This is a genomic window from Pseudomonas sp. rhizo25, from assembly GCF_031931935.1.
GTDB classification, from domain to species: Bacteria; Pseudomonadota; Gammaproteobacteria; order Pseudomonadales; family Pseudomonadaceae; genus Aquipseudomonas; species Aquipseudomonas synxantha.
Genome location: NZ_JAUJXA010000031.1, coordinates 1 through 12,753 on the forward strand (window position 1 = coordinate 1; position 12,753 = coordinate 12,753).

Sequence of the window (12,753 nt, forward strand, 5' to 3'; positions counted from 1 at the left end):
CAAACCCGATGCGAGCCTGTTGCAAAAAGCTTACGTGGCGCCGCAAAGCCCGCTGGAACAGCAGATCGCGGCCATCTGGCAAGACGTGCTCAAACTGGAACGCGTCGGCCTGAACGACAACTTCTTCGAGCTGGGCGGTGACTCGATCATCTCCATCCAGGTGGTCAGCCGCGCTCGTCAGCAAGGCATCGCCTTTACCCCCAAGGAGCTGTTCCAACACCAGACCGTGCAGGGCCTGGCCAGCGTCGCCCGTAGCGGTGCGACGGCCCAAGTGATCGACCAGGGCCCCGCCACCGGCACCCTGCCGCTGTTGCCGATTCATCAGCTGTTTTTTGCAACAACGATCCCTGAGCGTCATCACTGGAACCAGTCGGTGCTGCTCAAACCCGCGCAACCGCTAGTGGCCGAGGCGCTGCAACGGGCGTTGTGCGCCGTAATCGAGCAGCACGATGCCCTGCGCTTGAGTTTTCAACAGCAGTCCGGCAACTGGAGCGCGCATTACCGGCCAATGGGCGACTGGCAGCTGCAACAGGTGGACACCACCGTCGAGCGACTGCCGCAACTGTGCGATCAGGTCCAGGGCAGCCTCGACCTGCAACACGGCCCGCTGATCCGCGCTCTGTTGATACACCTGGCCGATGGCACGCAACGCTTGTTGTTGGTGATCCATCACCTGGCAGTGGATGGCGTGTCCTGGCGGATCCTCTTTGAAGACCTGCAAAACGCCTATCAACAGCTGAGCAACGGACAACCGCTGCAACTGCCGGCCCGCACCAGCTCGGTCAAGGCCTGGGCCGAGCGCCTGCAACAACGTGCCGACCGCGATCGGGACGAGCTCAGCTACTGGCAGGCGCAACTGCGCGACGCTGTGGTCGACCTGCCGTGCGAGCGTCCGAACGCCAGCCTGGACAATCGCCATAGCCACACGCTGTACACCCACCTCGACGCAGGGCAGACACGCCAACTGCTGCAGCAGGCGCCCAAGGCTTACCGCACGCAGATCAACGATTTGCTGCTGACCGCCCTGGCGCGCGTCATCAGCCGCTGGACCGGCACCGGGCATTGCCTGATCGAGCTGGAAGGCCATGGTCGCGAAGACCTGTTCGATGACATCGACCTGACCCGTACGGTGGGTTGGTTCACCAGCCTGTTCCCGGTCAAGCTGTCACCGGCGGCGGGTCTTGGCGATTCGATCAAACAGATCAAGGAACAGTTGCGCGCGATCCCCGACAAAGGCCTGGGCTATGGCGCCCTGCGCTACCTGGGCACGCCGCAGGCACAGGCGAGCCTTGCTGCCTTGCCGGCACCACGCATCACGTTTAACTACCTTGGCCAGTTCGACGGCAGCTTCGATGCAGCACAGGGCTCGTGGCTGGTGCCCGCTGCCGAGGGCAGTGGCCGCGAGCACGCGCTGGGGGCACCGCTGGGCAACTGGCTGAGCCTCAATGGCCAGGTGTACGGCGAGGAGCTGACCCTGGGCTGGCAGTTCAGCCGCGAGATGTTCGACGAAGCCACCATTGCCCAACTGGCCGATGACCTCAAGCAGGAGCTGCTGGCCCTGATCGAGCATTGCTGCGACAGCGCGAACCTGGGTGTGACCCCCTCCGACTTCCCGCTGGCGCGCATCAGCCAGGCGCAACTGGACCGGCTGCCGGTGCCATTGCCCCAGGTGGAAGACCTCTACCCCTTGTCGGCGATGCAACAGGGCATGCTGTTTCACACCCTGGAAGCCCCGGAAAGTGCACTGTATGTGAACCAAATGGCCGTCTCGGTCAGCGGCCTGGACGTCGCGCGATTCACTGCGGCCTGGAACGCCGTGATCGAGCGCCATGAAATCCTGCGTACCGGGTTCTGGGCCGATAACCAACTGGCCGAGCCGCTGCAAGTGGTATATCGCGCTGCGAGCATGCCCGTGGAAGTTCTCGACTGGCAGCAGCGCGAGGTCAGCGCGCAAGACCTGCAAGCCCTCGCCAGCCAGGATTGCGCTCGAGGCTTCGAACTCCTGCGTGCACCCCTGACGCGCCTGACCCTGGTACAGCTCGATCCGCAGACCCACTACCTGATCTGGACCAGCCACCACATCCTCATGGACGGCTGGTCCAACTCGCGTTTACTCGGTGAAGTCTTCGCGATCTACAACGGCCAGGCCGCACCGGCCAAGCGCGGGCATTACCGCGACTACATCCGCTGGCTGCAAGCGCAGTCCCAGACCGTGCTGGAACAATTCTGGAAAACCAGGCTGCAGGACTTGAGTGGCACCTCGTCGCTGGCCAACAGCGTTTCACCCAAACCGAGCGCCGAGCTGGACGGCCACGCGGCGCTGTATCTGGATTGGGATGCCGTGCAAACCGCTCGACTGCGTGAACAGGCCCAGCGCCTGCGCGTCACCCCCAACACGCTTATCCAGGCCACCTGGCTGCTGCTGTTGCAGCGCTACACGGGCCAGGACACCGTGTGCTTCGGCGCCACCGTCGCCGGACGCCCGGCCAGCCTGCCGGGCTCGGAAGACATGCTCGGGTTGTTTATCAACACCCTGCCCATCATCCAGACGCCGCAGCCGCACATGCCCGTCGCCCAATGGATGCAAGCCTTGCAAGCCTACAACCTGGAGGTGCGCGACCACGAGCATGCGTCCCTGGCGGACATCCAGCGTTGGTCGGGCCAGGGTGGCCAGCCGCTGTTCGACAGCATCCTAGTGTTTGAAAACTACCCGGTGGACGAGCGCCTGCAGCAAGCCGGCCAGGAGCGCCTGAGCTTTGGCGAAGTCAACAGCCGCGATGTCACCAACTTTGCCATGGACCTGGCAATCAACCTTGGCGACACCCTGAAGATCGAGTTCCTGTACCTGCGCAACCGCTTTACCGAGGCCGCCACCGCGCAAATCCGCCGCAGCTTTGAAACCCTGCTACTGGAGCTGCTGAACAACAGCCAGGCCAACCTCGGCAGCCTCACGATGCTGGCCGACACCGAGCAGCACTTGTTGCGCCAACGTAACCTGCTGAGCCCCCGCACGGCGCCGCGCGCCCACCTGGCCCAGGTAATCGGCCAGCACGCGCAGGAGCGTCCCGACGCGGTGGCGGTGGTCTGCGACGGAATCGAATTGAGCTATGGCGAGCTGGATGCCCGCGCCAACCGCCTGGCGCATTACCTTATCGCCCAGGGTATCGGTGCGGAAATGTTTGTCGGCGTCGCGCTCGAACGTTCGGTGGATGTCATCGTCGCCTTCTATGGCGTCATGAAAACCGGCGCCGCCTACGTGCCGCTGGACATCGACTACCCGCAAGACCGCGTGCAGTGGATCGTCGAAGACTCGGGCATGCGGGTGCTGCTTAGCCAGCACGCGCTGCGCTCGCGTTTCGATGACCTCGGTGGTGCCAACCTGATCGAACTTGATCGCCTGCCACTGGCGGACTGGCCGGCGACTTGCCCGATACACACGGCACATGACGACAACCTGGCCTACCTGATCTACACCTCGGGCTCCACCGGCAAGCCCAAGGGCGTGGCCGTGGCGCATGGGCAGATCCGCATGCACTGCCAGGCGATTGCCGAGCGTTACGAGATGGACGCCAGCACCCGTGAGTTGCTGTTCATGTCGTTCGCTTTCGACGGCGCCCAGGAGCGCTGGTTGTCTACCCTACAAAGCGGCGGGTGCCTGGTGGTACGTGGCAATCAACTGTGGACCCCGGAAGAAACCTGGCAGGCGCTGCACGCCCACCACATCAGCATTGCCTGCTTCCCGCCGGCGTATCTGCAGCAGTTGGCCGAGTATGGCGACAGCCAGAACGGCGCGCCGCCGCCCGTGCGCATCTACTGCTTTGGTGGCGATGCGGTGGCCGAGGCCAACTTCGAGCTGGTCAAGCGCGTGCTCAAGCCGCAGTTCCTGACCAACGGATACGGGCCTACCGAAACCGTGGTCACCCCGCTGCTGTGGAAAGTGAGTGCCGATCAAACTTGCGCGGCGGTGTACGCACCGATCGGCACACGCATCGGTGAACGTACCCTGTATGTGCTCGATGAACACCTCAACCCGGTGCCCGACGGCGTGGCGGGCGAGTTGTATATTGGCGGCGAAGGCGTTGCCCGTGGCTACCATCGGCGCCCCGGCCTGAGCGCCGAGCGTTTTGTGGTCGACCCGTTCGCGGCCGACGGCACCCGCCTGTATCGCACCGGCGACCTGGTGCGCCAACGCCCCGACGGCGTGATCGACTACCTCGGCCGTCTGGACAACCAGGTGAAAATCCGCGGTTTCCGGATCGAGCTGGGAGAAATCGAATCACGCTTACGCGAGTGCCCCGAAGTGCAGGACGCCGTGGTCATCGCCCGCGACACCGGCGGCGGCAAGCAACTGATAGGCTACGTGGTGGCCGACACCTCGACCAGCCTGGGCGAACGCCTGCGTACAGTCTTGCAGGGCGAACTGCCTGACTACATGGTGCCGGCACAAATCCTCGTGCTCTCGGCCTTCCCGCTCAACCCCAACGGCAAACTGGACCGCCAGGCCCTGCCCGACCCGGACTTCAAGGGCCGTGCCTTCGTAGCGCCACGCAATCAGTTGGAAGCACAACTGGCGGCGATCTGGCAGGACGTGCTGGAACTGGAGAGTGTAGGCGTCACCGACAACTTCTTCGAATTGGGCGGCGACTCGCTGCGCATTCTCAAGGTCCTGTCGAAGGTGCGCAGCCAGCCGGATATCGGCATCGAATTGAAGCTGCGCGACATGATCGGCAAGCCCACCATCGCCGAGCTGTCCGGCTTTGCCGAGGATGACGCGAGCCTGAACCCGCTGCTGTTGCTCAACAGTGAAACGCCCCAGAACCCGCCGCTGTTCTGCCTGCATGCCGGTTTTGGCACAGTGTTCGACTACGAGCCCCTGGCCCGCCGCCTGGATGGGCAGCGCAGCGTCTATGGCCTGCAATGCCGGATGTTGCTGGACCGCCAGTGGGAGGATGAATCCCTTGAATCCATGGCTATCGATTACAGCCAATACATCCGCCAGCAACAAGCCAGTGGCCCGTATCACCTGATGGGCTGGTCGCTGGGTGGCACGCTGGCGGTGCTGGTGGCCCAGGAGCTGGAAAGCCAGGGTCAACGGGTGGCGTTCCTGGGCCTGGTCGACAGCTTCATTCCCACGGGCGAAGACGTCGTCAGCGACGATTGGAGCGAAGACTTGCGCGGTTTCCTGGCGGTGCTGTTCGGTCTGCCGGCGCAAAGCCTGCCGACCTTTGAGGTCAGGGCGACCACCGACAGCGCGGTCCTTGAGCAACTGATCGCGCAGGTCCAGGCGGGCGCCGCCGCGCAATCGGTGTACGCCGCAATCAGTGCCGAGGAACTGGCCCACACCTTCCAGGTGGCGATGAAACTCAAGGCATTGTCCCAGCGCCTGCAAGGTCTGCCGCCCACCCGGACCCAGGCCGATTGCTGGTGGGCCAGTGCGACGCCCGGCCAGCCCGCCTCGAACCTGCCCTGCGCCCGCAGCAGCGAGCAGATCCAGGCCGGTCACTACGACATACTCAATCACCCGGCCCTGCTTCACGGGCTGTTGCAGCACCTGGCGCTGCAACCCGTAGCCAGCTGAAACCGTTGCCGCCCCTGCTGGTCAGGGGCGGCGCTTCACTCCATTTCGCAAGGAAGATGCAATGCCCCTGGACCCTGACCTCGAAGGCTTTCTGGAACTGGCACAAATGGGTCGCCTGACCGGCAAAAGCCAACCCATGCACACACTCAGTGTTGAACAGGCTCGGCGGGAGTTCGAACAGACCTCCGCCATTCTCGATCCCAGCCCACCGGGTTCGGTGGCGGTCACTGAGCTGACGGTCACCGCACGCGATGGCCATGTATTGCCCGCCCGCCTCTACCGCGCACCGGGCACGGCGCAACTGCCCGCGATTGTGTATATCCACGGTGGCGGTTACGTGGTGGGCAGCCTGGACTCCCACGATTCCATCTGCCGCAGGCTTGCAGCCAGTGGCCAATACGCGGTGTTCGCACCCGCCTACCGCCTGGCGCCAGAAGCGGGCTTCCCCACCGCCGTCAATGACACCCTTGACGCCGCCAACTGGCTGGCCGAACAGGCCGGCAACCTGCAACTGGACAGCCGCCGGATAACCGTCGCGGGGGACAGTGTCGGGGCGACGCTGGCGACGGTCTTGGCGATCACCGCAGTGAAGACGCCGCAACAATTGGCGTTCAAACCCTGGGCCCAATTGCTGTTTTACCCGGTCACCGACACCTCGCGGCAACGCAATTCCCACCGACAATATGCCGAGGATTACCTGCTGGAAACCGCAACGCTGGAATGGTTCTACCAGCACTATTGCCCGCACGCCCAACAGCGCCTCGACTGGAGGGTCTCGCCGCTGCTGGCCGGAGGGCTGACCGCGCTGGCCCCGGCCTATATCAGCCTGGCCCAGTACGACCCGCTGTATGACGAAGGCCAGGCCTATGCCCAGTTGCTGGAAGCGAGCGGCACTGCCGTCACCCTGCAGGTGCAGTCTGGGCTGACCCATGACTTCCTGCGCATGAACGGAATCACCAGCGCCGTTGCCGGTATTTATGCAGAGGTGTTGATCTGGTTGGAGGAACAGCGCTGAGTAGCGCCTGAGCGTCACAGGATTAGAACCGGGGCTGATTGCCAGCCCCGGACACTGCCACTATCCCTGCTGCGTCTGGCGGGCCTTTTCCATCAGCGCCGCCTTCTCTTCAGGGCTCATTGCATCCAGGCGCAAACGTGCCTGGGCGATCTTCTCCAGTTGCCCCGCGACACTTTCACGCTCGCGCAATGCCCGCGCCAGTTCCGCCACGCTGGGGTGATCAAACACCACACCGGGGTGAATCTCGCATTGCAGCAGCTTGCGAATACCCGCGACCAGCTTGATCACCAGCAAGGAATGCCCGCCTGCGCTGAAAAAGTCCTGGTCGATGCTCAACCGCTCCAGTCCGACCAACTGGGCCATGCGCGTGGACAGCAGTTGCTCAAGGGCGTCACGTGGTGCCACGTAGACATGCTGGGACACCACTGGCTGGGTGTGCTGCAATGCCTTGCGGTCAACCTTGCCGTTGGGCAGGCGCGGCATGCGCTCCAGGCTCAGTATCTGGCGCGGCACCATGGCCGCCGGCAGGCGTTCAGCGAGCTGGTTTTTGAGCTGGGTCAATACCGCCTCATCCGCCGCCACACGCAGCACCACAAACGCCTGCGGCTCGTCTTGGACCACAACCACCACGGCCTCACTGACCTGGGGCAAGCGCAGCAGTTGCGCCTCTATCTCCGCCAGTTCAATGCGAAAACCCCGCACCTTGACCTGCTGATCCCGCCGGCCATACAGCTGCACGCCGCCATCTACCCGATAACGGGCCAGGTCGCCGCTGCGGTAGAGACGCTCGCCTGCCACCAGCGGGCTACGGATAAACGCGTCGGCGTCAGCCTCGGCATTCAAGTAGCCCCGGCACAACTGGTGGCCACCGATATACAACTCGCCGAGTTCGCCCGGCGCCAGCAATTGCGCGTCAGCGCCAAGCACAAACACCTGGTTGCCCGGCAGCACCTGTGTCAGCGGGACGCCCTGGGTCAGGTCGTCACCAGGCAGCAGCGGATGCACCATCACCCCCACCGTCGCTTCGGTGGGACCGTAATGGTTGAACAGGCGGCAATCGGGGCGCAATTGCTGAATCCGATGGATCAGGCTGGCACCTATGGCTTCACCGCCCAGCACCAGGGTCGCGGGTAATACGGGGTTTTCGGCTTCCAGCAAGGCGGCCAGGTGCGAAGGCACGATTTTCAGGCAGTCGATGCGCTGGTCTCGCAAAAACTCGGCAAAGCCTTGCGGGTCTTGCAGGATGGCATCGTCAGCGATATGCAGGGTCGCACCGTTGTACAACGCACCGAACAAGGCGGTATTGCCCAGGTCCGCCGCGACCGTCGAGCTGAACGCAAAGTGACGGCAGGCAGACAGGCCCAACTGCTGGCTGCTGCCTGCGGTGTAGTTGAGTAACGCGCCATGCTCGACCACCACGCCTTTGGGCTGCCCGGTGGAGCCGGAGGTAAACAGCACATAGGCGGCGTCCCAGGCTTGCACGGATACTTCCGGTGCCAATGGAGTGTCAGCAGTCGACGCGCCAGGGTTCAGGACCTTGAACGAAGCCATCGGGTCGCCCTGGCTCGGCGCTTGCGCCATCAGCACCAGGCTCGCGGCGGCATGCCGGGCGATTTCCGCCTGGCGCGCCGCTGGCCATTGCGGGTCCAGGGGCAGGTAGGCTGCGCCGGCACGCCAGGTGGCAAGGATCGCAACGACCAGCTCGACAGAACGCGGCAACGCCAGGCCGACGATCGAGCCAGGCCCCACGCCCTGGCGTAGCAACTCGCCACTCAACTGCGCGGCGCGGGCGTCCAGTTCGGCATAGCTGAGGGTCTGGCCCGCATGCGCCAGGGCGATGGCCTGCGGCGTCTGCTGTGCCCAGGCGGCAATGCGCCGGGGCAACAAAGGCGCCTCCAGCGCCTGCACTGGCGGATTGAGTGCCAGCAGCCGGTTTTTTTCGGCAGCATCCAACAGGTTCAAGCGCCCGATGACTGCCTGTGGATTGTCGGCAATGCCATGGAGCAACTGACGGTACTGGGCCAACAGGCTCTCGACTGCTTGGGCGCAGTAGCACGCGGGATTGAAGTCCAGCGACACACCTTGTGGCTCGCCGGCTGCGCCGATATCCAGCTGCATTGCCAATTCAAATGACGGCAGGCCGGCTGGCAGGTCGCTGCCGGCCCAAATCAGCCCGGCCACTTCACGCGGCGCCGACACCCGTCGGCAGCCAAAACCGATGGCTGGCCTGGCCTGCTGCGGGAACGCCACGGGCGCCCAGTATTCCTGCCATGTTCGGTGCTGGTCCAACTGTGTCGCCAAGCTCGCAGCCAGGTCGCCGAAGGTGCTGGCCGGGTCGATACGAATCGCCAGGGGCAAGGTTTTCTCGAACAGGCCCAGGCTATGCTCAAAGAATTCATAGTCCTGGCGTGCGTCATGCCGCCAGCCCGCCAGGAATGTTTCGCGACCGCTGATGCGGGCCAACAGCACCCACCAGGCCGTTTGCATCACCACGTCCAGCGCCAGTCCCAACGCTTGCAGGCGAGTCAACAGGGCTTGGTCCAGTGGCACGCTTAAACGCTCCGCAGGTGCGGTGCCGCCGCCGGTCAGCCGATAAGGCAAGTCCGGGCCGCCGAGCACCGGCTCGGTGAATTGCACATGCTGCTGCCAGTAGGCTTTGGCCGCGTCGGCGTCTTCGTCGAAGATCACCTCGCTGCGCCATTCCAGGTACTGCGAAAACTGCCCCGGCTCCTCCTCTTCAAATTCTTGCTGCCCATAGGCCGTCAGCAGTTCCTGCTGGATCAGCGCCAAGGTCGCAGCATCGGTCGCGTAACGTGCGACGCCCACCAGTAGTTGCCAGTGGTCCGCTTCCAGACGCTGCAACAGCGCGCCGATCACCGGCAGCGGTTGCTGCAACCATTGTTGCCGACGCTCACTCACCTGTTGGGGCGACGCCACTTCAGGCCACTGGGTAAAGCTCACCGCCTCAGCCGCCGCGACTCGCTGACGCAGCCCGTGGTAGCCGCTGACCGGTGTGAATTGCGCCGCCAAGGCCTCATGGCGCGACACCAGGCTGTCCAGGGCGTGCTGCAGGCGCAGCGGGTCCAGTTCGCCACGAATGTCCAGTTTCAGGCAGTGAGCCAGGTCGCCCCAGCTCGCCCCTTGCTCCCGGGCGTCCAGGTACTGTTGCTGCTCGGCCAGCAACGCCAATCCTGGGTCCATCATTCCCTGTTGTGCAGTACTCATGCTCCGGCCTCTTCCTTTGCGGTCTCGCTGTGCGCGGCTTGCAGCGCGCTTCGTTCAATCATTTCGCCCATCGCCACGACAATCTTGCGCGGCCCTTCGAAGGGGTCGCGAGCGTGGGCAGCCAACATGTTATCCAGCAGGATCACGTCGCCCTTTTGCCAGTCGAACCGCACCGCGCAGGCCTCGTACAACTCGCCCACCAGCGCCATGACTTCGTCTTCAATCGGCGAACCATCGCCGTAGTACACGTGACGAGGCATGCGCTGCTCACCGAACAATGCGAGCAAGTCCTCGCGGACATCCGGGTCCAGGCAGAAGATGTGATGCAGTTGAACCTGGTTGAAGAAGGTTTTTTCCCCCGTCACCGGGTGCCGGATGATCGCCGGGCACGGTGTGCGGATTTGCAGTTCATCGTTGTCCAGCCAGGTCCATTCAATGCCCGCAGCCCGGCAACGCGCCTCGACATCGGCACGTACATCGGTCTTGAAGAAGTGCTGCCAGGAAACGTCCAGCTTGTCGGCAAAGGTGCGTACGTACAGCAAGCCCTTGTCTTCGAAGCGCTCGCGAATCGCCACCGGCAGCTTGAGGTACATCTGCCGGCAATCCACCACCGGGGTTGCGCCGCCCACAGGCGAGGGTTGCTCGCAGAAGAACAGCTGCTTGCGCGGCCAGCGGTCCTGATGGGAGCTTTCGTTATGGAACAGGATCATTTTCTTTTCAGGGTACGGCGTTGAACGGTAGGTGTTCTTGCCGCCCTCTTTTTTCGGCAAGTCGCCGTATTGGCCGTACAACCCCGGTTGTACGGCTTCGGCAAACGCTTCGAAGTCATGAATGTCGCGCAGGGCAAAGCCGCGAAACAGAATCCCCGCATGACGAGCCAGTTTGGCTTCCACCAACGTGCGGTTTTCCTTGATCCAGGCCACCAGGTCCAGGCCCGGATCGGTAGGTTCCATCAGCAAGGGGAAGTCCTGCTCCGGGACCAGCAGCGTTTCACGCACCAGTGCGCCGGCAGGCTTGTCGGTGCGGCTTTGCGATTTTTTCAGGAACTTGCCCAACTTGTCGGCCTTGATGGCTGGCGGTACGGGCGTGGTGGGTTGCTCCAGGGTATTGGTAGGCATGGTGATGTCCCCTAATTGAATGTTCGGATCACACACAATCTGCTCAAGAATTCCCGTCCAGGCGTTGACGAATGACTCAATGCGTTGTTGTTCAAACAGGTCACTGGCGTACTGCCAGGTCCCGTGCAGGTGGCCGGCATCTTCATCGATGAACAGGGCCATATCGAACTTGGAATAACCGCCACGGGTCGGCAGCACCTGCACGTCTATGCCGTCGATCTGGCCGCCCTGCACGGGCAGGTTGTTCATGACGAACAGCACCTGGACCAGTGGATTGAAACCCCGTTGGCGCGGACGCGACGAGGCTTCAACGATCATGTCGAACGGCAGGTCCTGATGTTCGAAGGCGTCCAGCGCAGTGCCCTGGGTGCTGGCCAGGAAGGTGCTGAACGGTTGTTGCGCCGCAAAGCTGGAACGCAACGGCAGAATGTTCACGAAGAAACCAATCAGGCCTTCCAGCTCGGGCTGCTGGCGCCCGGCAACGTCGGCACCGACCAGCACGTCGTCGCAACCGCTGAGCCGGTGCAACATGACTTGGAACGCTGCCAGCATGGTGCTGTAGAGGGTGACGCCGGCTTTGGCCGAGAGTGCCTTCAAGCCGTCATGCAGGGCGGTGGGCAGCGTAAAGGCTAGGTCCCGGCCTTCGTAGGTGGGTGCCTGAGGTCGAACTTTATCGGTGGGCAGTTGCAACACACCGCTGTGACCGGCCAGCGCCTGCTCCCAGTAGCGCGCCTGGGCAGCCAGTACGCCGGTTTCTTGCAGTTGCTGTTGCCACAGGGCGTAATCGGAATACTGGATCGGCAAGGGTGACAGCGGCTCAAGCACACCGGCCTTGGCGCGCGCATAAATGCCCACCAGTTCATTGACCAGCACGGCCATCGACCAGCCATCGGAGATGATGTGGTGCATCGAATACAGCAATACGTGTTCAGTGGGGCCCAGCTTGAGCACTTGCCCGCGCAACAACGGCGCCTGCAACAGGCTGATGGGTTGGCGGGTATTGGCTTCAACGGCAACCGCGATCCGGCGCTCTTGTTCGGCCGGATCCAGGGACGACAGGTCCACCATCGGCAAGTCGACATCCGCGTGCGCGGCGATGATTGCCAGCGGGTCACCCTCCTCGTCGCTGACGTAGGCCGTGCGCAGGGTTTCGTGACGGGCAACCACTTGCGCCAGGCTGTCAATCAGCAACGGCAATGACAGTTCGCCGCGCAAGCGCACGGCCAGCGGCATGCCATAGGCGCCACTCGCATCCGACAGCTGCTCGACCACCCATAGACGGCGTTGCGCCAGGGACAGGATCACACTGGATTTATCACCCTGAGCCAGCAACGGGATGTGCCCCGCCGATGCGTCACGCCCGCTCCGGGCAGCCACTGTGACCACGAAGTCGGCCAGGCGTGGCGCGCCGAACAGATCGCGCAGGGTCAGGCTGCAGGACAGCAACGCCTTCAAGCGTGCAACCACTTGAGTGGCCAGCAATGAATGCCCACCCAACTCGAAAAAGTGATCGTCAAGCCCGACCTGTTCCAGCTCCAGCACGTTTTTCCAGACACCCGCGACCTGGATTTCCAGCGCCGTTCGCGGCGCCACGTAGTGGTTTTGCTGTTGGCTGGCATCCGGTTTTGGCAGGGCCTTGCGGTCCAGCTTGCCGTTGGGGCTCAGGGGCAGCACGTCGAGGAACATCAGCAAGCCCGGCACCATGTAGTCCGGCAGTACCGCCGCCAAGGCCGCCTTGATCGACTGGCGCAACTCAGCTTCCGGCAACGCGGTGGCGTGAGGCACCACATAACCTACCAACTGCAAGCCACTGGCCG

The 12,753-nt window shown here is 63.5% G+C and carries 4 protein-coding genes; 2 read left to right on the forward strand and 2 right to left on the reverse strand.

All coding sequences use genetic code 11. The annotated features are described in order from the left end of the window. Both QZR30_RS27620 and QZR30_RS27625 read left to right on the forward strand, forming a co-directional pair. On the forward strand, positions 1-5,578 hold a 5,578-nt coding region (locus QZR30_RS27620; protein WP_311904750.1), incomplete at its 5' end, for a non-ribosomal peptide synthetase. Between the two features lie 61 nt (positions 5,579-5,639). Continuing rightward, on the forward strand, positions 5,640-6,593 hold the full coding sequence (locus QZR30_RS27625) for an alpha/beta hydrolase (protein WP_056846810.1): 954 nt from the start codon (positions 5,640-5,642) through the stop codon (positions 6,591-6,593). A 60-nt stretch (positions 6,594-6,653) separates the two neighbouring features. Here QZR30_RS27625 and QZR30_RS27630 read toward each other — a convergent pair whose 3' ends face one another. Together QZR30_RS27630 and QZR30_RS27635 are read right to left on the reverse strand one after the other, a co-directional pair. Next, positions 6,654-9,818, reverse strand: a complete 3,165-nt coding sequence (locus QZR30_RS27630) for a non-ribosomal peptide synthetase (protein WP_311904752.1) — start codon at positions 9,816-9,818, stop codon at positions 6,654-6,656. Further along, the coding region (locus QZR30_RS27635) for a condensation domain-containing protein (protein WP_311904754.1) at positions 9,815-12,753 on the reverse strand (2,939 nt) is incomplete at its 5' end. The genes QZR30_RS27630 and QZR30_RS27635, both read right to left, overlap by 4 nt.